The organism is Bradyrhizobium sp. MI1.7 (genome assembly GCF_055811795.1).
Map to the genome: position 1 here is coordinate 69,820 of NZ_JBVVPO010000035.1, position 22,372 is coordinate 92,191.

A 22,372-nucleotide genomic window follows, 5' to 3' on the forward strand; every position below is an offset into this window, starting at 1 on the left:
AGGTCCTATGGACGGCTGCAGACGAACATTGGCGACGTCTCGACGACGCCATCGCAGCTTTCAGCCGGCTGCGCGCCTGCCCAATTCCGGACGAATCGCAACTGGCTTCTCAGGCGCGTTCAGGACTGACGTCGTGAACAGGACAGCCGCAGCGAGGACCCAGTAGTACCAGGCGTCGAGCCCTGTGAATTTGAAGGCAAACGGTGCGATGACAAAGACCACCCCGACGGCCCGATCGACCCAAAGGTGCAGCCAGTAGGGAATGATGTGGACGATCCCGGTGGGATGGTCGGTCAGGGAGGCCAAGAGCAGCGCGGCCACACCGGCGACGACCGAAAGCTCGACTGCAACCGGTCCGCTTTGACCGAGCCCCAGCACGAACGGTGCGGCGATCAAGACGAACGCGACAGGATAGTCAATCAGGTAGGCGTGGATAGACTTGGTGATGAAGCGAAACGACATCGGAGACTCCTCTGGTCGATTATTTGAGCGGGTCCTTGCGACGCGGAAAGTGCATCCACCCAAGAGAGAGATTACGCAATCCTGTGCCAGCAAGCACTCCGGCACGGGCCAATCCGGTTAGACAAGCAATAGGCGTAGGCCGGCACGTCAACCATTGGAAATGCCCGGTCGTTATCGTTTCCATTCCAGTCGTCGGGCGCCACGGAAGCGGGTAACCGTGGCGCGTCGACCGCGAGTCCGACGGTGGTGGCTCAGTGTCCGGCTGTCGAGGTCAGGGACAGCTTGGGAAGGCAGCATTGTTCGCGTAGCGCATTTGGATGGCTTTTGAACCAACCGCAGTGAACGCATGCGCCGCATGTTCTTCCGGGCGCTGGACGCATTCGACGATTTCACGCCGTCCGAGTGACGACCGACCAATCGCGAAGGCGAGCGAACTTGACGAACGCATCCAGCGCCGGCGAGTAGCAGCGCCCCTGCACTGCCAGTAGCCGCACCTCCCGCGAAACCAGGTCGCCTTCGAGCGGGATGGTCTTGAGCGTCGGAAGGTGCGGCATGTGCTCGGGCGCGAGTATCACGCCGAAGCCAGCGGCGGCCATGTGCTGCAAGTGCAAGTCATGACCGCTGCAGTGGCCGAGGTGGAGCGGTTCCTCGGGGAAATACGACCGTTGGATCTTCGGAGTGATGTCGCATCCGGCGCGTTCCAGCAAGATGGTCTCACGGAGGTCGTCGATGCCGATCGAGGGACGGTTTGCGAGCCGGTGTGTCGGCGCGAGAACCGCGACGTAGCGCTCCTCGAACAGCGACCAGTCGTCGATGCGGGCGGGCACGTCCTGCACGTCGCCGACCATTGCGGCATTGATCTCCCCCTCGAGCAAGAGGTCGACGAGCTTCTCCGTCACATCCTCACGCAACTCTACGTGAAGTCCGGGAACGAACTTTGCGATCTCGGCGATCGGATCGAGGACGAGCGAGGCCGAGATGGATGGGGCGAGGCCGATCTTCAGTGGCGCGACTTCCTTGCGTTGGAACTCCTGGGCTCGGCGACGCACCGCCTCTGCCGAGGCCAGTGTGCGCTCCAGCATCGGAAGGACCTCTTTTCCAAGGTCGGTGAGCTGCGTCAACTGGCGTTCGCGGTAGATCAATTGGCCGCCGAGCTCCTGCTCGAGTTTCTGCACCGCCTTGGTCAGAGCGGGCTGCGTAACGTTGCACTGCTCGGCCGCGCGGGTGAAGTTGAGCGTGGACGCGACGGCGAGGAAGTAGCGAACCTGATGAAGCTCCATGGGCTGCTATGTTCTCCGTCAAGGTGCGGCTGTCTCTACCGACAGGCCTTGCGTCGCCCTGCCCGGATTCGGGCGCTCGTGGTCGTTCACCAAGAGGGGGAAGGCGAACTCGGTGACCGTCAACGGCCGCATTTTGACGGATAGGGGCGCCTCGGTCGACTACGCGGAGGTGTGATGAGGTTCGCTTGTCGCTGCTTGTGCTAAGCGATCGCTTAGAAGTGAGAACGTAAACCTCGCGCCCCGAATCCGTTGGCCGGATCGGCCCCTAAAGGAGAGGATCAGCGGCGCGGCGAAATGAGGTGGACGCGATTTGCGAGTAGACGGCACCCTCGCACGGAAGTGCTGATGGCACGCCTTTCAGGCTCAGAAGTTCTGCAGCTGCAGTAGTTTTATATTGAGGCAGTCCGCCATCCGGGTGAGTTCCGGGACCGAACGCGCTTTCATCTTCCGCATCAGGTTAGTGCGATGCACTTTCACCGTGGACTCGGCGATGCCGATATCGTTGGCAATCTGCTTGTTCAGGCGACCAGCCACGACATGGAGCATGACCTCAGTCTCGCGGGGGCTGAGCGTGTCGAGGCGCCGCCTTATTGCAGCCACCACCCTGTCACTCTCACGTCGGGCACGATCGCGAGTGAGTCCGGCATCGATGGCGTCAAGCAGATCCTGATCTCGGAATGGCTTTGTAAGGAACTCTATCGCACCGCTCTTCATTGCTTGCACAGTCATCGGCACGTCGGCGTAGGCTGTGATAAAGATGATAGGCACTTGCCTGTTTGCGGCGACAAGTTCGCTCTGAAGATCGAGACCGCTTCGCCCCGGCATTCTTACGTCGAGCACCAGGCAAGTAGGACCATCCGGCGGATCGGCCTCGAGAAAATCGGGAACAGACGAAAATTGTCGGGCATCCAAGCCGACTGTCCGCAACAGTCGCGCGACCGAATCGCGAAATTCGGGATCATCATCGATAACCAAGACACTGGGATTTGCCTCACCCATTCCCGGTATCCTGCGTTGGGGAAGCGCATTCTTGCCTAGTCCGGCACACCCTACGCACAATCTATCGAGATGAACAGAATATTTTGCCTGAGCGGATAGCCGGACGCCTAAACCATCGCTTAGGAACGCCGACATTGCGTTATTGAGGGATGTCCGAGACACTACGTTGCATGCAGCGCGAGGCGCTGCCTCGCCGGCCGGCGGAAGTGCCTGGAAGCCGCTATGTTGCATCGTACACTGATATCCGTCGTCGACGACGATCAGCCCCATCGTGAGTCAATGCGAAAGCTAATAATGCTGCTGGGCTATACTGTCGAAGCGTTTTCGTCGGCGGCCGATTTCCTGGCATCGCGGGCTCTGCCTGAAACCGCCTGCTTGGTCACTGACGTTAACATGCCCGGAATGACCGGAGTCGAGCTGCACAGGCGTTTGGTCGATACAGGGTATGCAATCCCAACGATCCTCGTTACCGCCTACCCCGATGAGGTTGTCAGGGATCAGGCTCTGAAGGACGGGGTTATTTGCTATCTCAGCAAGCCAGTGGACGATGACATTCTCGAGCGATGCGTGCGCTCGGCTCTGCGGTCGGGTACGCCGATTGAAGATAATTCATGAGTCGTTGTCCGCCGGCAGCGTAAACTGAAATACAGCGCCGCGAGGTTCGTTCGCTTCCGCCCACAACTTGCCTCCATGTGCTTGGATGATGGAACGGCATATCGACAACCCCATCCCTGTTCCACCGGACTTCGTGGTGTAAAAGGCGTCGAAGACTCGATCGAAATGCCCCGGATCAATGCCCCGCCCCGAATCCCGTACGGCTACGAGGGCGCCGGTCTGATCCTCCCTGGTGCTGATCAATAGCTCTCTCGCCCCTTCCTCAACCAAGCCCATCGCTTCGGCCGCGTTCAGGATCAAGTTCAGCAATACCTGTTGCAGCTGAACGCAATCCCCCATAACCAGAAGCAGTCCATCCGCGAGCCGGGTTTGGACCGAAACGCTGTTCCTGTGAATTGCGCTTTGCGCCAGTACAATCACTTCGTTGATAGCCGAATTGAGATCAAAACGCTCCTTTCGCAGAGGCGCTTTCTTGATGTGATCACGCATCCGTCCGACGATATCCTTGGCGCGGTCAGTGTCCCTCACGACGCAAGCAAGCGCTTCCCTGGTCTCATCCAGATTTGGCGGTTTCATCTCCAGAAAGCGCATCCCTGCGCGGGCGTTGTTACGAGCGGTAGCGATCGGATGCAGAATTTCGTGAGACAGCGAGGCCGCCAATTCTCCCATCATGTTCACGCGGTTCATGTGGGCGAAATCCAGTTCGAACTGACGCAGCTTTTCACGTTCGTCCTGCGCCCGCCTTCGCTCCGTCACATCGACGGTTGTGGTGATAACCTCAGCCAGCGCGCCCCTGGGCGAAAACACATGATAGCTGGTTCCTTCGACCCATTTGATTGTTCCATCGGGTAGGAGAAGTCTGAACTCGGCCACGAAGTCTCTCTTTTGTTGCACGGCCTCCTGAACCGCGCCCCACACTCTGTCGCGGTCCTCTGGGTGAATACGTTCCCAAATACCTTGCCGACTAGGAAGGCCCTGCGACGGATCAAACCCCCAGATCCTGTAACTCTCGTCCGACCAATAGAGGTAACGCATCGTTGTGGCGTTGTAGATCCAATAGCCGGTGCGGCTGAGTCTTTGTGCCTGGCTAAGCGCTTCCTCGACGCGCTTTCGCTCCGTCAAATCGAGCACGAATGCAAGGCCCTCGTCGCCTCCTTCCTTGAACAGAGCAGCGCCAATAAGCACGGGAACGCGGCTGCCGTCCTTCCGAACATACTCCTTCTCGAAGGGTCGAACTATTCCGGCTGAGTTCAGTTCTGCCTGAGTCAGTATGTCCCGCTCGCGCCATTCGGGCGGGGACAGCTCGGTCCAGCGCACGCGGCCCGAAACCAAGTCCGCACGGTCATATCCTACGATGCGTAGAAACGCGTCATTCGCTTCGAGGATCCGTCCTTCGCGATCGGCAATGAGGATCCCAATGATGTTGGCGTCGACCAAACGCCTGATCTTCCCTTCCCGATCCGCGAGGTCGTCATAAAGCCGCGAATTTTCGAGCGAGATGGCCGCCTGCGACGCAAGCACCTTCAAGACTGTGACGCGGTCGGGTGTGAAAACGTGGGCCGCCAAGTTGTTTTCTAGGTAGAGTACGCCGGCCAGTCTGCCTTGTTTGAGCAACGGCAGGCAGAGAATTGAATGGGCGTGATGCTTATGGATGTACTCATCGGCGGAAAACGGGTTCGCGGCGGCGGCATCGTGGATAAGAACGCTCTCTTTTGTCCGGATCACGTAGTGTAGAATGGACTCCGGTAGATTTGCAGCGGTTACACCTGCTTGTCGCTGACCGACGGTCACCATATCATTGCTGATCGTGACTTCCGCCTCAATCCGGTACCCATCGCCGACCGCAAGGATCAACAGACCTCGCCCGGCACCCGCGTACTCAATCGCCGTGCGCATCAGCGTGTCGATCAGCTTTTCCAGGACGATCTCGCCCGACACGGTTTGCGAGACTTTGATAACCGTAGATAGATCCAGTTGTTCGACGGGTGCCCCGATCGTGCTTGTGGGGCCTGCAACTGGCTTTTCCTTCCTGAGGTGCGGATACAACTCGTCGAGTTGGCGCACCTTGCCGTCGGCTCCCCAGCGGATGTATCCGTACCGCGCGTCCTGCAGATAGGCATGTGCGATCTTCTCGAACCCGCGTGCGGCATAAAAGCGTGCGGCGACTTCGTTGGCGAGCGCCTCGTTGTGGACCAAGCCATGCGTGTGTGCCGAGCGGATAGCGTGCTCGTAAAGATGTTCGGCATCGAGCGCGCGGCCTTCGATCCGGGCGATCTCCGCCCCGACGAGTGCGGCGCGGTTCTCGAAGTTGTCCGGGCAAGCCATCGCCCAGACCTCGAGCTGTCGGTGGTGCGCAGCCAGTGCCTCGACATGCTCCTGCCGTTGGCCGGCCGCCGCGGACTCGCAGGATGTCGCTCTGGAGAGCGCACTGTAGAAGTGATATTCCGCACATTCGAAAAAAGACGCCGATGTCGGCTGCAGCTGTTGCGCCCTCAATGAGGCCTCGAGGGCACCCACATAGTCGCCGGCAAAGAAACGTGCCTGCAGCTTGCGGGTCCAATACGAGCCCTCGGCCAACGCCAGATCCGGGTTCTTGCGGAAACGAGACTCCAGTAGGAGTTCGTTGAACTGCCCATCGTCAAAGCAACCGAAAATCGGCGTCAAGCCGCGGAGTGTCCGGATCAGCCCTAGCTGGCCGGCAATGGAGTCAATCGCAAAGCCGAACCGCATGTTCCGCGCGAACGCAAGACCATGCTCGACCTCGACCTGCACGATATCGAGCGGATCGCCCGCCGCGAGAAGATACGTGTTCAGGTGGGTGTAGTAGTACGCCGCAAAAGTGAGGTCACCTATCTGGTTTGCTGTCTCAAACGCACGTCGCAGCAGATCACGACCTTCCCGGACATGTCTCGTCCAGAACATAAGTAAGTATCCAAAGTTCAAATAGGTCCTGGCTTGGAAGCGCTTTAGCCCGCGCTGTTCGACCAGTTCATAGCCGAGACGGCCGAATCGAAGTCCCGCCTGGTAGTCGCCGAATTCCGGTCCAGCAAGCCTGGCAAGCACTGCATAGGCGTAGCACGACCCGTCACAATTGCCGCCCTCGAGGCTGAGATTGACTGCTCGACAAATGACCATCGAACGTAGTTTCGCATCTGTATAGTGGGCCGGCGGCCCGAGCTTCGTCAGCACATCAAGGGTCGCGAGCGATACGGGATCGCTCATCAAAGGCAGATCAATCAGGGTTTCTATCGCGCGGGAGCCGAGTTGGGACCAGATCCGGTCATACTCGCACCTTGCCTCGTCTTCCGACGGGTGCGCCGACCAGTCAACACCCAGGTGGCGGAGATAGTCGAGACCGACTGCGATCGCGCGACTGCCCTGATCCAGGGTCGTGTAAAGATCCACCTGCAGGCACGTCACGCGGGCTCGTTCGATCGTCGTTGCGGCACGGGCCGACAGCATCGCCAGGCGCTGCTCGGCTTCCGCCAGTGCACCAGTGAGGAATTCACATTCGGCCCGGTGCAACTCCAGCTCAAAGATCAGGTCGTGCTGGCGCTCCCAGGAGTCCCCTGGCAGCAGTGCTACGCCGGAGACTAGGTAGTTCAGCGCCGAGGCATATGCCGTCGAGGTCTTTGCGCGTTTACCTGCAATGAAATTCAACTCAGCGACCCGCTCAAGCTCCTCAGTTGACGTGATGAGATGCGAGCCGCGGTTGAGCTGATTGACGATTTCGAAGATCGTCTCCTCCAACCTCTCTGGGGGGGTCTGCGCTGCGAGCAGCATCCCTATTCGGAGATGGGCTTCGGCACGCGATTCCTCCGGAATCAAGGAGTAGGCCGCTTCCTGGACACGGTCGTGGAGAAACTTGTAGGAATCCTCTGAACGAAAGATCAGCCCTGCTCGCACCGCTTCCCAAAGCTGCCCGTGCATCTCCTCCCCGGAGTCCTGGTAAGCGATCCGCAACATGGCGGACCCTGCATCGTTGCCCAGGCAGGCGAGCTTTTGCAGTGCGTTCCGGGTTTCCGCGGACAGACGGTTCAGCTTCCCCACCATAAGGTCCACCACATTGTCGGTGTAACCTTTGGCGTGAATGCGATTCAGGTCCCAGCACCATCGCGCCTCGTCATAATCGAAAGTGAGCAATGCTTCGTCGGCGAGCGCAGAAATGAACTGAATAGCGAAAAGCGGATTGCCGGTTGTCTTTTCGTGAATCAGCTGTGCTAGCGGCGCGATTTTCCCCGGTTCGCTGTGAACGGAATCCGCGATTAATTGTCCCAGATCTTCACAGGATAAGGGCGCCAATACGATGTCGTGTAGTATCGCTCCGGCTTGGCGGATCGCTTCAAGCTTGCGTGTCAGCGGATGGACGGGATCGACTTCGTTGTTGCGGTAAGCGCCAATCAACAACAGGTTCTGTACATCCGGCCGGGTCAACAGATCCTGAAGCAAATCGAGCGTTGCTGCATCGAGCCATTGGAGATCATCAAGGAACAGGGCGAGCGGATGTTCCGGTCGCCCGAATACACTGATGAATCGCCGGAACACCAGCTGAAAGCGACCCTGCACGTCCTGTGGCGGCAGTTCGGGAACCGGTGGCTGTTCGCCGATGATGTGTTTCAATTCCGGAACGAGATCGACAATGAGCCGAGCGTTCGGCTCAAGCGCCTCGAGCAGCGCCTCCCGCCATTTCCGCAACTCCGCTTCGGTCTTGCTCAAGAGAGGGCGGATCAGGCTCTGAAAGGCCTGCGCAAGGGTGACGTAGGGGATGTCGCGTTTGTACTGATCAAGCTTGCCCGACGCAAAAAGACCGCGGGGCGGAACAAGCCGCTTATGAAGCTCGTTAACGACCGCGGATTTGCCGATGCCGGAGTATCCGGAAACGAGGACCAACTCCGGCCTGCCGCCGGCAACGATACGGTCGAAGGAGGCAAGCAGGGTATCGATCTCGGCTGTCCGACCATACAATTTCTCGGGGATCAGCAGCCGATCCGGAGTGTCATGTTCCCCGGGCGGAAATTCGTCGATATCGCCTCGGGTTTCCCATTCGGCGAGGCAGCGCCGTAAATCGCTCTCGGCGCCTGCAGCCGTCTGGTAACGCTCCTCGGCAGTCTTGGCGAGCAGCTTCATAATGATCGCAGAGACGGAGCCTGGGAGGCTCTTTAACCGCTCGCTGGGCGGCGCCGGTCGTCTTGCGATATGGCAGTGCACCCATTCCATCGGATCGGCCGCCGTGAAGGGCAGCACGCCCGTGAGCATCTGGTACAGCGTGACGCCGAGGGCGTAGAGGTCGCTGCGGGCGTCGATCGAGCGGTTCATCCGCCCGGTTTGTTCGGGTGCCATGTAAGCGAGCGTACCGGCGATGGTCTCGGGCGGCTCGGGCGCCTGCCGCTCGCGGGACAGGCGCGATGCGATGCCAAACCCGATGAGACGCACGTGTCCATCCGCGCAGTCCACCACGATATTAGCTGGCTTGATGTCTTTGTGGATGAGCCCGCGCTGATGAAGCTTGCCCAAGGCTGAGGTAACGGCGATAGCCAGGCACAGGAAGCGCGCTACCTCCATGGGCTCACCGAGCAAATGTTCGAGCGGCTGGCCGCCTGGATCATCGAGCACTAGCACGGTCCGACCGGCGTCGCGCATGAGGGCCAGCGGCCGCACCGCCCATGCCCCGTCGAGTTCATCCTTCAGCTCGTATTCGTGCGTGAGACGATCGAGTCTTGACCGGGACGGGTGATCGGCGGCAGGAGCAACGAGCAGGACGGCGAGCCGGTTGCCATTGTCGTCCACTCGCCAGCCGCGGCTAAACACGCGCTCGCCATCCTCCCACAACACCTGGGAACTACCATCCGAGTATGCGACGTTCAGCGACTGCCGCACCATCTGTCAGACTCCGGCGTCGGGCTTCGGCCCGAAGTCGGCCAATCAAGCGCTTCGCGCGCCACACGCGCGGTTTCTCCCCCGCCGGGAGAAATCGTACTCCGTCGCCCGAGAAATGCCAGCCGATCCCCGGTCCGACCGGATACGGCTATAGGGATCCCCCTCGCAGAAGCCGGCCTTATTGCCGCGAAATTCGCCGGTAAAGCAATGGATCGAGAGTTCCGCTCGATCGAAATCCCCGTGGAACGAGCGCCGCTCTCTCGCCGCAGAATCCCAGGCGCGCCCCAGCCGTTCCGATAACGATCGGCTATCAACTCCATGGCGAGAGGTAACTTTCCTTTCAACTGGCTTGAACACAATCTGCAACCAATCGCCCCCATCCTCGATACCGGCCGAAGTCGGCGTTCTGTTGAACGATCGCAGGCAAGGAGGTCCGAGATGCGTCGATCGCTTCAGGGCACGCCGCCAGGGTGAGCACAATTGGATGGGCTGGTTCCAACACGCTTCGACCAGTCGCCCGAAAACCACGCGAGGGCGTCATGACGCTTCATATCTCACAGCGAGGCAAAGAATATTTGAGGACAGCGAAGACCTTGCTTCGCTCTGCCAAAGCCATGACGGACCACGTGATTGCGGCTCAGCTGAAGGCTCTTGCCGACGACCACGAGCGGCGAGCCAAGAAGGCTTCGCTCGACGGTGCAAGGGATTGCTCGATCCGCCGCTAGACTACACGTGAAATGCGTGAGCCGTCGAATAGGCGTCGCGGCAGCGGCCCAGCGGCTGCTAAGCTGGGGCTGCCAACGTCATAGCGCACCGCGGCCAACGCAGCTCATTCCGCCGCGGCCGCGGCCGCGTTCGGCTGAATTGGCCTGCCCTCGTTCGTGCCTTCCGCGAGGTTGCGCACCACGACATAGAAAATCGGCGTGAAGATCAGGCCGAACAGCGTGACGCCGAGCATGCCGAAGAACACGGCGACGCCGACCGCCTGGCGCATCTCCGAGCCCGAACCGGTAGAAACCACCAGGGGCAGCACGCCGAGGATGAAAGCAAACGAGGTCATCAGAATCGGCCGCAGGCGGAGCCGGCAGGCCTCAATGACAGCCTCCAGCCGCGACCTGCCCTCAAGCTCGATATCGCGCGCGAACTCGACGATCAGGATCGCGTTTTTGGCCGCAAGTCCGACCAGCACCACGAAGCCGATCTGGGTTAGGATGTTGACGTCCTGACCCATGATGCGCACCCCGATGGTGGCCGCGAACAGGCACATCGGCACGATCAGGATCACCGCGAATGGCAACGTCCAGCTGCCATATTGCGCTGCCAGCACCAAATAGACGAACAGCACACAGATCGGGAACACATAGAGGCCGGCATTGCCACCCATCACCTGTTGATAGGACAGGTCGGTCCATTCGAGAGAAAAGCCGCTCGGCAACGTTTCGTCGGCCAATCGCTTGATGGTGCTGAGCGCTGTGGCCGAGCTTACGCCCGTGGCCGGCTCACCTTGCATCTCGGATGCCGAGTAGAGATTGTATCGCGCCACACGATCGGGTCCCGAGATGTCCTTGAAGTCAACGACGCTGCCGAGCATCACCATGTCGCCGGCCGCGTTCCGGGTACGCAGCCGCGCGAGATCGGAAGTCTCCTTGCGGAATGGGAGATCGGCCTGCGCGGTGACGTGATAGGTACGCCCGAACAAATTAAAGTCGTTGACATAGGTCGAACCGAAGTAGGTCTCGATCGTGTCGGTGATGTTGGCGATGGGGACCGCGAGCTTCTGCGCCTTGACACGATCGATATCGACAAACAGCTGCGGCGTATTCGCCGTGAAAGGCGAGAACACCGAGGTCAGATTTGGCGACTTACGCGCGGCGGCGACGAGCTCGTCCGTCGCCGCTGCGAGCAGCTCGGGACCGCGCCCTTGTCGATCCTGGATGCGGATGGCGAAGCCGCCACCGGTGCCGATGCCTGGCACCGCGGGCGGTGGAATGACGATGATGAAAGCGCCCTGGATCGCCGACAGCCGCTTGCGTAGATCGGCCGTGATCGCGTTGGCCGTCAATCCCTTCTTCTGCCGCGCCTCCGGCTCGTCGAACACCGGGAACAGCGCTGCGGCATTGCCGGCCTGCGTGCGCGTCGCGCCGGAGAACCCGCTGAACGCCCCGACACGGACGATACCTGGCGTATCCAGCGCGATCCGCTCGATTTCGCGCACCACCGCAGCGGTCCGCGCCAGCGACGCGGCGCCTGGCAATTGCGCCGAGATGATGAGGTAACCCCGATCCTGCGCGGGAATGAAGCCCTGCGAGGTGGTGGCGAGTAGCCAGCCGGCGCTGCCGATCAGCCCGAGATAGATCACAAGCATCACCACCGTATGCCGGATCACGAAGTCGGCAGTGGCCGCGTAGCCGCGCGCTAGTCGATCGAAGATGCGGTTGAACAGCGCGGTGAAGCCGTCCCAGCCGCGCGCAATGACGTTCCAGCGCGCCGGCGGACGTTTCTCCTCGTGTGGCGTAAGAATCTGGGAGGCCAGTGCCGGCGACAGTGTCAGCGAGCAGAAGCAGGAGATCGCGGTCGCGACTGCGATGGTGACGGCGAATTGCTGGAAGAACTGCCCGGAGATGCCGCCCAGGAAAGCTGTTGGCACGAACACCGCGCAGAGCACGAGTGCGATCGAGACCAGCGCGCCGCCGACTTCCTCCATGGTCTTGAGCGCCGCCTCGCGCCGGCTCATACCGTGCTGGAGATGTCTCTCGACATTCTCGACAACCACGATGGCGTCGTCGACCACGATGCCGACCGCGAGAACCAGACCGAAGAGCGTCAAATTATTGATCGAGAATCCAAGCGCGGCCATCACCGCGAAGGTGCCGACCAGCGACACCGGGATCGCGATGATCGGGATGATCGCAGGCCGCCATCCCTGCAAGAACACCAGCACCACAATGACGACGAGCGCCATCGCCTCGTAGACCGTCTTAATCAGCTCATGGACCGATTGGGCGATGAATTCGGTGGGGTTGTAGCCGATATTGTAGTCGAGCCCCTTCGGAAAACTCTCCTTCAGCTTCGCCATGGTGGTGGAGATTGCCTTCGCCGTGGCGAGCGCGTTCGATCCGGGCCGTTGCGTCACCACCATTGCGACGGCCGACTTGCGCAGTATGCGGCTGCTGGTGGCGTAGGAGAGCGCACCGAGCTCGACGCGCGCGACGTCGCGCAGACGTACGGTGCGGCCGTCGGAACCGGCCTTCACCACGATGTCCTCAAACTGCCCGATATCTTTGAGGCGGCCAGTGAAGACGAGGTTCGGTTGGAGCGCGCGATCGGCGATCGGCGGCTCAGCGATCTGTCCGCCGGTGATCTGCAGGTTCTGGGCGCGGATCGCCGCCAGCACCTCGCCCGATGTCAGGCCGACATCAGCGATCCGGTCGGGATCGAGCCACACTCGCATCGAGTAGTCGCGCGCGCCGAACATCTGGATGTCACCGACGCCGTCGAGCCGCAAAAGCTGATCGCGCACCTGCAGCAGCGTGTAGTTGGAGATGTAGAGTTGATCGAACGAGTCGTCGGGCGACAGCACGAATACGGCCATCAGGATGTCGGGCGAGTTCTTGCGGGTTACGACGCCGTTGCGCTGCACCTCGTCCGGCAGCCGCGGCTGCGCAATCGCGACGCGGTTCTGCACAAGTACCTGCGCCTTGTCGAGGTCGGTACCGAGCTTGAAGGTGACGGTGATGGTGAGCTGGCCGTTCGAGGTCGCCTGGCTGTAGAGATACAGCATGTCCTCGACGCCGTTGATCTCCTGCTCGATCGGGGCTGCCACCGTGTCGGATACGGTCTGCGCTGAGGCGCCGGGATATTGCGTGGTGACGGTGACGGTCGGCGGCACCGCCTGCGGATATTCCGAGACCGGCAGCGTCTGGTAGGCGATCGTGCCGACGATCACAAGCACGATCGACAGTACCATCGCCAAGATGGGCTGGTTGATGGAAAGCTTTCCAAGATTCATGGCTTCGCACCTGCCGGGGTCTTGTCGTCTGCCGGCGCCTGCGCCATTTTCGGTGTCACCTTGGCGCCGACGCGGGCACGCTGCAGCCCGTCGACGATGACCTGATCCCCCGGCATGAGGCCCTCGCGAATCACGCGCAGCCCCCCATCGAGCGGCCCGAGTATCACCGGCCTTACATCTACCGTGTTGTCCGCCTTGACCACGAACACGATCTTGCGCGACTGGTCGGTGGCTATAGCGGCGTCCGGAATCAGCAGCGCCTCGTAGGGCGACGAGCCGATGATCCTGACGCGGCCAAACTGCCCCGGGAGGATCGAGAGATCCTTGTTCGGGACAATCGCGCGGCTGCGCAGCGTCGCAGTCGAGATGTCCAGTCGATTGTCGAGGAAGTCCATCTTCCCCACATGCGAGGGCTTTGTCTCGCCGGTCAGCGTCACCTGCACGGGATTTGACGTATCGCGCGAACTTGGCCGCTTGCCTTCGAACCACAGCCTGCTGTTGCGCTGATAGGTCGCCTCGTCGACGTCGAAATAGATGTAAATCGGATCGAGCGACACGATCGAGGTGAGCAACGTCGCGCCGCTATCGGCGCCCTGCACGAGGTTGCCGGGGGTCACCAGATGGCGACTGACGCGGCCGGTGATCGGCGCCAGCACGTGGGTGAATTCGACATTGAGCTGCGCGGCCTTCAGCGCACCCTCGGCCTGCGTCTCGGCCGCATAAGCCGCCTGCAAGGCCTGACGGCGCTGATCGACGACCTGCACCGAAACTGCGCTCGTCTGGACCAGGTTCAGCCCACGGTCGAGTTCACGCTTGGCAAGCTCTGCCTTGGCCCGCGCGTCGTCGAGTTGGCCCTGCGCTTGTGAGGCGACCGCCTCGAACGGGCGCGGATCAATGATGTAGAGCAGATCGCTGGCATGAACGATCGCACCGTCTGTGAACTCGACGCTGTTGACGAAACCACCGACGCGGGCACGGACCTGAACCTCCTGTATCGCCTGAAAGCGGCCGGTGAACTCGTCCCAGTCAGTGACCGTGCGCTTGACTGGTTGCGCGACTGTAACCAGCGGCGGTGCAGGCGCAGCCTCCTGCGATTGTGCCTTCTTGTCGCAGCCCGCGAGCGCCAGCGCGAACAGCAGACCGATCGGTGCGACGAAGCATCGTGGAAAGCGATAAAACGAACCGCGATCGAGCTGAGGTGCCGGAGCCGGTTGCACCATTCTATCAGTCATACTCACTTCCGTCTCTCCAAAAACCCAGCGCGATGATCTAGATTACGTCGTTGCTTCGCATATCGACCCACTGCGCTCTCGAGCTTTCATCGTGATCCGCGCTTTGATCGCAGAGCCGCAGGTTCAGGCTCGACGATGCTTTGGAGAATGGCCTTGCAATGCCGGCGACGGAAATCACCTCTCGCCATGGACTCGATAAACGGTCGTTATTGCTGCTCGCCGCGCGAGCGCGATGCCGTCGCGAGGAATGCCGCAGGCCGCGTGGCACTCGAAACCGCGACGTCTTATTCTGCGGGAAATTCACAGTCGCGCTCGGTCAGAGCCGGTAAGATCAAACATACCCGAAACAGCTGGACCGAACAGAGAATCAAGCAGTAGCTCCCGCGCAGCGGCCTTCATGTTCGCGGGTGTGCCGGTAGCTAAGCCGACGGCCGCTCAGAGAGGGCCGTCATACTCGCCACGCGCCGGATAATCCCTGGCGATAGCGAAATCGATCGCTTTAAGCAATTCCGAGAACAACGGACGTGCGAACGGCATTGTTTGAACAGCGCCGTAGTACAAAGTACCATCCGGTCGGACGAGGAATACGCCGGGCTCCGAAAACAGTGACGGCTCTTCGATGTTGATCGATGTCTTTCCACGCGACGACGAAATATAGAGACCCCACTTGCGAGCAACCGCCAGCGGCAGTGAATATCCGAATCGCAAGCTGGCGCCGACCTTGTTTGCCATTTCCTGAGCGCGCTCGCGAACGTCAGAGCTGATAGCGATGACCTTTGTACCGCGACGCTCATATTCGGGTATCAGCGATTCCAGCTCGCGCAGATATTTGAGGCAGACCGGGCAATGGAGTCCGCGATAAAAGCATATCAGCGTAAACAGCTTCGGCGCGTCGGCAGCAAGATCAAATTCGCCATGAGCAAGGGTCGGCACGCGCAGTTCGGGAACCGGTCGACGAGGCAGCAGCATTCTCTTCTCCGCAGTGTTTTCCTAAGTACGTCGGGAATTCCGGCACCCGCCGATCGCGCACGAGCCATCACTCCGCCCCGCCCTGCAGGGTGAAACTACGTCGCCGACCTTCAATTGAGAAATGTCCGACCGTTATGATTTCCATTCCCGCGCGTTGTTTCTCCGACCGAGACTTCGCCTCGATGGAAGTCAATGCGTCGTCGCGAGCGGAAGACCGTCAAGCCCGGCGCGCGGGTTCACGGATTTTCTCGTCGCGGAGCTTCGGCACCGACTCCCGAAGCATTCCCGGCGGTTATGGACATGATAGCTTTACCCGAATGGTTGCCGGATTTAAGTGCTGAACGCGCCGGCCGGAGCGGACGCCGCGCTGAGACCTCGCGCTATCTGCAAGACTTGTTCTGCGCTGCCTGCTTGCGTTCACGCTCGTCGAAGCCGGTGGTCGATCATTCGAACAATCGGGACCTAGTCATGACCAAGATCCGCGAAGTTGTTGTCGCAAGCGACCCCACCAATCCTGGTGCACTGGTATGCCGTGTCGGCGGCTCTCATTTTACTGTCGGCGGCCCGGATGGCGTCGGCCGCATTTCTTCTGGTCCCAATCCTTACGACCTCCTTAGCGCATCTCTCGCCGCATGCACCGCTATGAGCATTCGTTTTCAGGCTCGACGCCAGAGACTTCCGCTGGAGCGGCTGGAAGTGAGCGTCAGCTTCCGCCATGGCGCTCTGGGCGAACGAGATTCGTTCGCACGCACCCTCGTGCTGGAAGGAGAACTCGATGCTCATCAGCGCGCGCTCCTGCTGGAAGCCGCAAACCTCTGCCCCGTTGGCAAGATTCTCGGCATCGGCGCCGCTATCAACACGCGCCTCGGCGCTACTGCTTCCGGCCACAGCCCAAGCACTCAGGCCAGCTACGAGGATGATCTGGCTCAACTCCCGATCCCGAATATCACTCCGGATTGAGCGTCTCTCGTGCGGTCGATCACCGCACCGGCGCATCGCAGCCGATCAAACCCGCATTGCAGCTCTTTCTTGCGTCCTCAGTGCCCGGAAATCATCCCTCGCGGGGCATTCGTCCCGACGTTCACTGCCGACGCGCTTTGATCTTTCGCGTCGATGGCATCGATTCCATAGCCACAGGTCATTGGACCGTCGAATTTGGCGATCGTATTTTTGGTCGCCCGCAAGGCAATTCGGAAGATGACGACATACCACACACGAGGAGGTTGGCGATGAGGGCAATCGTCGTGGCGGACCAAGCTGCGGGAACGGTCGGGATGAAGCTGGTGGAGCGACCCGAACCGCGGCCAGCAATAAACGACGTCGTCGTTCAAGTTTATGCGTCAGGATTCGTTGGAACCGAGCTGTCGTGGCCTTCGACGTGGACCGATCGCCTCGATCGTGACCGGACACCGTCGATTCCCGGGCACGAGTTGGCCGGAGTGGTCACCGCTCTCGGATATGGCACGACGGGCCTGTCGGTGGGACAGCGGGTGTTCGGCCTCGCGGACTGGTATCGCGATGGCACACTGGCCGAGTATGTGGCGATCGAGGCACGCAACCTGGCGCCGCTGCCGGGCGACGTTGACTTCACGGTGGGCGCGAGCCTGCCGGTCTCGGGTCTGACCGCGTGGCAGGGATTGTTCGTGCACGGCCGCCTTCAGGCGGGGCAGCGCGTCCTCGCGCACGGCGCGGCCGGCGCAGTCGGGTCGATGGTGACGCAACTCGCGCGTGAGGCCGGCGCCTATGTCATCGGCACCGGACGCGCCGCCGACCGTCAGAAGGCGCTCGACTTCGGCGCGAATGAGTTCGTCGACCTGGAGAACGACGCTCTAGATGACATCGGCCCGGTCGACCTGGTGTTCGATCTCATTGGCGGCGACATCAGGAAACGCTCCGCGCGCCTGGTTCGATCCGGAGGAACGCTGGTGTCCATCGTCGGGCCGGCCGAGGCGCGGCCCGCCGATGGCCTGGCGGTCGACTTCGTCGTCGAGTCCGATCGTGCCCAACTGAGTGAGATCGTCCGGCGGGTTCGCGACGGGCGACTGCGCACGAACGTCGGCCACGTAACGACACTCGAAGATGCCGTCGCCGCCTTCAATCCAACAAAGCGGATCGGCGGGAAGACGATCATCCGCGTTCGTCCGTGAACGACCCACATTCGATGCACGCGGCCGTCACGTCCTACCAGACGCGCCGCAACCCAGGAAAACTACCACGGCCCCCGGGCATGAGATGCCAGACGGGCTCCATCCCTGCGGCATTTCGAGCAAAGAGAGCGAAAGCACTCGTTATCTCAAGTCATCCCCTAACGCACAGGAATCACCATGACCAACAGAATCGCCATGACCAATGCCGTCATCGAATGTATCCTGAGCCGCAGCTCCGCCAAATACTACGACCCTGCCGCCACTTTGAGCGATGACCAAATCAGCGAGCTGGTGCGAATCGGCACTACTGCGCCGACATCCTTCCATTTGCAGAACTGGCGCTTCATCGCGGTACGCACGCCTGAAGCCAAGGCTCGGTTGAGTCCGATCGCCTGGAAGCAGCCGGCGATCACTGAAGCCGCCGTTACCTTTATCATCTGCGGCCAGTTGGCTGATTCCAGTGTAATTCCGGACCGCCTGGCGCCGGTGGTGGAGGCGGGTATCATGCCGGCAAAGTTGATACCGGATTGGGAAATCCCCGCACGCGATCTCTATAAGGACTACCCGCAGCGCCAGCGCGACGAAGCAGTGCGCACCGGCGCCTTCGGTGCGGCGGCGATGATCTATGCGGCCCGATCGCTGGGCCTGGGTTCGACGCCGATGATCGGTTTCGATGCCGAAGCGGTGCACCGAGATTTTGGATTGGCCGAGGACGAAGTCCCGGTCATGCTGCTGTCCGTAGGAGCGGAGCGTCCGGGAAACTGGCCGCAGAAGCCGCGTCGCCCGGTGGCCGATGTGTTGGACCTCATTTAGTGATCAGTGAAACCGAGAACCTGCGAAGATTATGATGCCAAGAATTACAGCTCTGAAGCCGGAACAAGTGCCGGCGGATTCGAAACCGACCCTCGATATGTTCACCAAGAACATCGGGTTCACCCCAAATATGATGGCGACATTCGCGGCAAGCCCGATCGCGTTCAACTCATGGGCCGCCCTGCTTGGCTCCTTGAGCAAGGCGCTAGACGTGAAGACGCGCGACAGCATCGGCCTCGCTGTCTCCGAAGTGAATGGCTGCGACTACTGCCTGACGATTCACAGCTTTACGGCCAATCATATGGCCAAGCTGCCCGCCAATGAAATCACTCTCGCTCGGAAGGGCCATGCCAGCGACCCGAAGCGGGACGCTGCCATCCAGTTTGCGCGTAGAGTCATCGAGACCCGCGGCAAGGTTAGTGACGCCGATCTGAAAGTCGTCCGCGACGCAGGCTACACGGATGCCAACGTCATCGAGATAGTCGCGCTGGTGGCCATGTACTCTCTGACGAACTTTTTCAACAACGTGTTCGATCCCGAGAAGGACTTTCCTGCCGTTGCGCCGGCTGGATCGATCTGAACTCAATCCATTCGCATCTACGATCTCTGAGGAGCCTCTATGATGCGAGCATCACGCAAGGCTCGGACGCACCCGGGAAGGATTCTTGGGAACGCGTCCGGGCTTTTGGTTGGCGCGAAGACTGTCGCCGTTTGTCGCCACGGCGCCAAAGCTCCTCGACAAAGCACTCAAGGGATCGCTCCAGGCCGCCAGATCACCAGCGAGAACGATGTCGTCGCCCCGTCGCACAAGAAGGTGTTCAAGGCGCGTGTCTATTTCATCTGGAGGACCACCATCGCGCCGGAGCAGCGCGAGCGTCTCAATCGCGCGACCGCGGAGGCGGACGCTTCAGACTTAAAAGCTCCGTCACGTCATGCCGATCGGCTGCGGATGAGATAGCAATTTTCAGCCATTTTCCGTCTGGGTATGTTCGGGCTTCATCGTAAAGCTTCACCAGCTGCGAGCGCCACCCGTAACGCCGCGCCTCAAACTTCTCTCGCTCTGCTGCCCCCAAGACCACCTCGACCGAAAACAGCCTGTATTCCGGCAGGAACGTGCAGAATGCCTTGGATTTCTTGTAACGCAGGGACCAACCACGCTTCTTGCCACGATAGAGCCAATCCGGCACGAAAACATCGGGGTAGTATGCCTCGATCCATTTTCGCAGCTCGGCCCAATGCCCGAACGCCTTCGGCCCGATCCAGTCTCGGACAGTGCTGTCGTCGGGCGATGCTGATTTGTCGGTGATCCTGTCGCCGATCTGGGGGGACTGTTCCATGCCGCTTTCCTTTACACCGCAACTCTCACGTTGGTTTCGGAAGACCTGGTGTGCCGCATCATCGGCAGATCAATAGCGAATGAGCCCGAACAGGCCGAATAATCCGCCCGCGTCCTGCCAAAGCTCGACAACCTTCCATCCGCCGGAGCGGGCAAGCCGCTCGAAGCTCTCCGCAGTATATTTTCGGGAGCTCTCAGTATGAATGCTTTCCGACGTTCTGAAACTAAACGCGCGCTCGCAGAGGGTAACGTGCTGATCGCACACGCTGACCAGATGCATCTCTACTGCTTTCTCGATCTCGTTCCAGCGCGCCACGTGCTTGAACCGCTCTAAACAGAAATCGCCGCCCAGTTCGGCGTTGATCCGCTCAAGGAGGTTGAGGTTGAAAGCGGCTGTCACACCGGCGCTGTCGTCGTAAGCACGCAGAAGCGTATCTACGTTTTTCTGGAGATCGACACCGATGATGGCACGTCCGTTTTTGCCTAAGTGTCGCCCCATCTGCATCAGCAAGGTCTTCGCCTCGCTCGCGTTCAAATTCCCCATCGTCGAGCCAGGAAAAAATCCTGTCCTGCCGCCGCTGGAGCCATCGAACGGAACCTCAAATGCATCCAGGAAATTGCGCTCGATGGGGCGGACCCAGAGCGACGGGAAGCGCGAAGCGATCCTCCTGGACGTTTCTGCAAGGAAAGCATCGGCGACATCGATCGGCACGTAGCCTCGCGGGTCACGCAGGCCCGCCAACACAAGCTCCGTCTTAACGCCGGCTCCCGCACCATACTCGATGAGAACCGCGCCAGGCTCTACAAAATCGGCGATGTCACGCTGCCGCTCTCGCAAGATCGACGTTTCGGCTCTGGTCAGATAATACTCATCCTGCCTCGTTATCTCTTCGAAAAGTTCAGATCCACGCTCGTTGTATAACCAACGGCTCGGCAGCGTCTTCACATCAGCGGATAAGCCGCCGACGACGTCTCGGGCAAATGCATTTTCAACAGCGTCGATGCGGTCATTCACGTGAAGCATATTTTCCGCTTTCGGTGACACGGCGGATAGCGGCCGAGGTAAACTCGCGGCCGATATCTTCACCGTGAATTCGTGCCAGGCTCAGTGAGTACGTTACTTGAGGGGTGTCGTCAGAGGGTTGTCATTGGTGTCGAGGACAAAAACAGCGAGCAGCTTCGCCGGCTTCGTCTTGCTCGCGTTGCGGCTGATCGAATGGGTTGCACCCGGCGGCTCCGACCAGCCTTCGCCTGCCCGATAAATGCGCTTCTCGCCGTCGTTCACCTTCGACTCGATCGCGCCCGAGATGACATAAGCGTAGATGAAAGCCGACTTCGCGTGGGTATGGGGCGGGGATGCCGCGCCCGGCGCGTAATCGACCTCCAGGGCGAGCAGCGACTTGCCAGGGACATTGGGAATGGCCGCCTCGAGTTTCTTCGCGACGGTTTCCGCTTCGCGATCATGGGCGCGGATCGGGCCGGCTATCGAGAAGGCGGCGCAGGTGACAGCGACAATGGTCCGGATCTTCATGAGTTTCTCCTTCTGCCTAGAGCTTGGTATTCGTTCTTCATTGTTCCCTCTCGACCTTGCCGGCCTGCTGATTGCCGACACCGAACGGTCAGTCTCGCGGGATGAAGTCGACGTGGGGCCCCGGCTCGATGATGAACACCGCGAGCGTGGCGAGAACGCAGGCGACGGCGGCGACAACCATCGCCATGTGGAATCCCCAAAACAGATGATGACCGCCTTGCTGCAGCACACCGCCGAGCAATGCGATAGCGAACAGCGACCCGGCGCGTGAGACTGCGCTGTTGACACCAGACACGGTTCCGACTCGATCGGACTCGACGGAGGTGAGGACGAGCGTCGTCAACGGCGCGATCGCCAGGCTCATGCCAAGCGCCAACAACAGGATGCTGGGGAAGATGTCCGCCCAATAGGTTGCGTTCGGACCGATACGGAGCGCCATGATGCAACCCAAGGCGACGACGGCGCTGCCGGCGAACAATGGCAGGCGCCTGCCGGACACGCGGCAGAGCATACCGGCGAGCGGCGAGACCACCGTAATCAGCACTTGCAGAGGAAGGAAGGCTAGGCCCGCCACCAGCGTCGGCAGGTGCGCGCCTCGGATCATCACGAACGGGATCAAGGTTAGCATGACCGTGAACGGACCGTAGAGGAGTGCGGTGAACAGGTTCGCGCCGACGATCGACCGCGAGGCGAAGAGCGACGGGGGCAGCATGGCATTCTCGCCTAGCCGCCGCTGTGTGACGATAAGGCCGGCTAAGCCGCCCAGACCGACGATCAGAGTGATGAGCAGCCAAAGGGTCGGACCGGCACCGTTGGTCAGGCTCGTCAGCCCCGCGCCCAACGAGCCGAGCCCGACTGTCGAAAGGACCGCGCCATAGACGTCGATCCGGACGTAGCTGGGCGAGGAGTCCTTGGGTATCCACGCCGTGCCGAAGGCCAACGCGCCGGCGACGATGGGCAGGAGCATCAGAAAGGCCGTCCGCCAGGATCCGTGATCAATGATCGCGCCCGCGATCGCGGGCGCGACGCCACTGGCGACCGCTGCGGCGGCGGACCAGATGCCGATCGCACGGGCTTTCTTGTCGGCGGGAAAGGCCCGCCC

The 22,372-nt window shown here is 60.7% G+C and carries 17 protein-coding genes; 6 read left to right on the forward strand and 11 right to left on the reverse strand.

The window, feature by feature from the left end; all coding sequences use genetic code 11:
• Positions 1–60: 60 nt before the first annotated feature.
• From AC0L3X_RS27800 to AC0L3X_RS27810, 3 genes are all read right to left on the reverse strand, one after another.
• Positions 61–462 carry an SPW repeat domain-containing protein gene (locus tag AC0L3X_RS27800; RefSeq protein WP_063981759.1) on the reverse strand — a complete coding sequence of 134 codons (402 nt, stop codon included), beginning with the start codon at positions 460–462 and terminating at the stop codon, positions 61–63.
• Between the two features lie 389 nt (positions 463–851).
• Positions 852–1,742, reverse strand: coding sequence for a LysR family transcriptional regulator (locus AC0L3X_RS27805; RefSeq protein WP_063981758.1), 891 nt, complete (start codon positions 1,740–1,742; stop codon positions 852–854).
• Positions 1,743–2,105: 363 nt separating this feature from the next.
• Positions 2,106–2,741, reverse strand: a complete 636-nt coding sequence (locus AC0L3X_RS27810; RefSeq protein ID WP_063981757.1) for a response regulator transcription factor — start codon at positions 2,739–2,741, stop codon at positions 2,106–2,108.
• A 222-nt stretch (positions 2,742–2,963) separates the two neighbouring features.
• Between AC0L3X_RS27810 and AC0L3X_RS27815 the strand changes: the two genes are divergently transcribed.
• On the forward strand, positions 2,964–3,356 hold the full coding sequence (locus AC0L3X_RS27815; protein ID WP_063981756.1) for a response regulator transcription factor: 393 nt from the start codon (positions 2,964–2,966) through the stop codon (positions 3,354–3,356).
• Here AC0L3X_RS27815 and AC0L3X_RS27820 read toward each other — a convergent pair.
• Positions 3,351–9,236, reverse strand: coding sequence for an ATP-binding sensor histidine kinase (locus tag AC0L3X_RS27820; protein ID WP_063981755.1), 5,886 nt, complete (start codon positions 9,234–9,236; stop codon positions 3,351–3,353). The two genes, AC0L3X_RS27815 and AC0L3X_RS27820, sit on opposite strands and share 6 nt — an antisense overlap.
• A 536-nt stretch (positions 9,237–9,772) precedes the next feature.
• Between AC0L3X_RS27820 and AC0L3X_RS27825 the strand changes: the two genes are divergently transcribed.
• On the forward strand, positions 9,773–9,958 hold the full coding sequence (locus AC0L3X_RS27825; protein WP_063981754.1) for a hypothetical protein: 186 nt from the start codon (positions 9,773–9,775) through the stop codon (positions 9,956–9,958).
• A 104-nt stretch (positions 9,959–10,062) separates the two neighbouring features.
• Here the strand turns inward: AC0L3X_RS27825 and AC0L3X_RS27830 are convergent, their stop codons facing one another.
• The 3 genes from AC0L3X_RS27830 to AC0L3X_RS27840 form a co-directional block, all read right to left on the reverse strand.
• The gene (locus tag AC0L3X_RS27830; RefSeq protein WP_063981753.1) at positions 10,063–13,242 is read right to left on the reverse strand and encodes an efflux RND transporter permease subunit; all 3,180 of its coding nucleotides are present in this window, start codon (positions 13,240–13,242) and stop codon (positions 10,063–10,065) included.
• Entirely contained in the window at positions 13,239–14,462 is a 1,224-nt protein-coding gene (locus AC0L3X_RS27835; RefSeq protein WP_473317023.1) for an efflux RND transporter periplasmic adaptor subunit, read from the reverse strand. The genes AC0L3X_RS27830 and AC0L3X_RS27835 overlap by 4 nt, the downstream gene beginning before the upstream one ends.
• Before the next feature lie 447 nt (positions 14,463–14,909).
• Complete coding sequence (locus AC0L3X_RS27840) at positions 14,910–15,443, reverse strand: peroxiredoxin-like family protein (protein ID WP_063981751.1); 534 nt, start codon at positions 15,441–15,443, stop codon at positions 14,910–14,912.
• A gap of 468 nt (positions 15,444–15,911) precedes the next feature.
• Between AC0L3X_RS27840 and AC0L3X_RS27845 the strand changes: the two genes are divergently transcribed.
• From AC0L3X_RS27845 to AC0L3X_RS27860, 4 genes are all read left to right on the forward strand, one after another.
• The gene (locus AC0L3X_RS27845; protein WP_187387969.1) at positions 15,912–16,403 is read left to right on the forward strand and encodes an OsmC family protein; all 492 of its coding nucleotides are present in this window, start codon (positions 15,912–15,914) and stop codon (positions 16,401–16,403) included.
• A gap of 269 nt (positions 16,404–16,672) precedes the next feature.
• Complete coding sequence (locus AC0L3X_RS27850; protein WP_063986174.1) at positions 16,673–17,590, forward strand: NADP-dependent oxidoreductase; 918 nt, start codon at positions 16,673–16,675, stop codon at positions 17,588–17,590.
• A 177-nt stretch (positions 17,591–17,767) separates the two neighbouring features.
• Positions 17,768–18,403 carry a nitroreductase family protein gene (locus tag AC0L3X_RS27855; protein WP_063981749.1) on the forward strand — a complete coding sequence of 212 codons (636 nt, stop codon included), beginning with the start codon at positions 17,768–17,770 and terminating at the stop codon, positions 18,401–18,403.
• A 34-nt stretch (positions 18,404–18,437) separates the two neighbouring features.
• On the forward strand, positions 18,438–18,983 hold the full coding sequence (locus AC0L3X_RS27860; protein WP_063986173.1) for a carboxymuconolactone decarboxylase family protein: 546 nt from the start codon (positions 18,438–18,440) through the stop codon (positions 18,981–18,983).
• Between the two features lie 298 nt (positions 18,984–19,281).
• Here AC0L3X_RS27860 and AC0L3X_RS27865 read toward each other — a convergent pair whose 3' ends face one another.
• From AC0L3X_RS27865 to AC0L3X_RS27880, 4 genes are all read right to left on the reverse strand, one after another.
• Positions 19,282–19,740: a DUF3788 domain-containing protein gene (locus AC0L3X_RS27865; protein WP_063981748.1), complete on the reverse strand. Its 459-nt coding sequence runs from the start codon at positions 19,738–19,740 to the stop codon at positions 19,282–19,284.
• Positions 19,741–19,809: 69 nt separating this feature from the next.
• Entirely contained in the window at positions 19,810–20,763 is a 954-nt protein-coding gene (gene egtD, locus AC0L3X_RS27870; protein WP_063981747.1) for an L-histidine N(alpha)-methyltransferase, read from the reverse strand.
• 93 nt (positions 20,764–20,856) lie between these two features.
• Positions 20,857–21,270 (reverse strand): cupin domain-containing protein, encoded by a 414-nt coding sequence (locus AC0L3X_RS27875; RefSeq protein ID WP_063981746.1) that lies wholly within the window; start codon positions 21,268–21,270, stop codon positions 20,857–20,859.
• An 88-nt stretch (positions 21,271–21,358) separates the two neighbouring features.
• On the reverse strand, positions 21,359–22,372 hold a 1,014-nt coding region (locus tag AC0L3X_RS27880), incomplete at its 5' end, for an MFS transporter (RefSeq protein ID WP_473317019.1).

Excerpts from the sequence above, each read along its gene's own strand:
- AC0L3X_RS27800 (WP_063981759.1), bottom strand. The coding sequence starts at position 462 with ATGTCGTTTCGCTTCATCACCAAGTCTATCCACGCCTACCTGATTGAC.
- AC0L3X_RS27805 (WP_063981758.1), bottom strand. The coding sequence starts at position 1,742 with ATGGAGCTTCATCAGGTTCGCTACTTCCTCGCCGTCGCGTCCACGCTC.
- AC0L3X_RS27810 (WP_063981757.1), bottom strand. The coding sequence starts at position 2,741 with ATGGGTGAGGCAAATCCCAGTGTCTTGGTTATCGATGATGATCCCGAA.
- AC0L3X_RS27815 (WP_063981756.1), top strand. The coding sequence starts at position 2,964 with ATGTTGCATCGTACACTGATATCCGTCGTCGACGACGATCAGCCCCAT.
- AC0L3X_RS27820 (WP_063981755.1), bottom strand. The coding sequence starts at position 9,236 with ATGGTGCGGCAGTCGCTGAACGTCGCATACTCGGATGGTAGTTCCCAG.
- AC0L3X_RS27825 (WP_063981754.1), top strand. The coding sequence starts at position 9,773 with ATGACGCTTCATATCTCACAGCGAGGCAAAGAATATTTGAGGACAGCG.
- AC0L3X_RS27830 (WP_063981753.1), bottom strand. The coding sequence starts at position 13,242 with ATGAATCTTGGAAAGCTTTCCATCAACCAGCCCATCTTGGCGATGGTA.
- AC0L3X_RS27835 (WP_473317023.1), bottom strand. The coding sequence starts at position 14,462 with ATGGTGCAACCGGCTCCGGCACCTCAGCTCGATCGCGGTTCGTTTTAT.
- AC0L3X_RS27840 (WP_063981751.1), bottom strand. The coding sequence starts at position 15,443 with ATGCTGCTGCCTCGTCGACCGGTTCCCGAACTGCGCGTGCCGACCCTT.
- AC0L3X_RS27845 (WP_187387969.1), top strand. The coding sequence starts at position 15,912 with ATGACCAAGATCCGCGAAGTTGTTGTCGCAAGCGACCCCACCAATCCT.
- AC0L3X_RS27850 (WP_063986174.1), top strand. The coding sequence starts at position 16,673 with ATGAGGGCAATCGTCGTGGCGGACCAAGCTGCGGGAACGGTCGGGATG.
- AC0L3X_RS27855 (WP_063981749.1), top strand. The coding sequence starts at position 17,768 with ATGACCAACAGAATCGCCATGACCAATGCCGTCATCGAATGTATCCTG.
- AC0L3X_RS27860 (WP_063986173.1), top strand. The coding sequence starts at position 18,438 with ATGCCAAGAATTACAGCTCTGAAGCCGGAACAAGTGCCGGCGGATTCG.
- AC0L3X_RS27865 (WP_063981748.1), bottom strand. The coding sequence starts at position 19,740 with ATGGAACAGTCCCCCCAGATCGGCGACAGGATCACCGACAAATCAGCA.
- egtD (WP_063981747.1), bottom strand. The coding sequence starts at position 20,763 with ATGCTTCACGTGAATGACCGCATCGACGCTGTTGAAAATGCATTTGCC.
- AC0L3X_RS27875 (WP_063981746.1), bottom strand. The coding sequence starts at position 21,270 with ATGAAGATCCGGACCATTGTCGCTGTCACCTGCGCCGCCTTCTCGATA.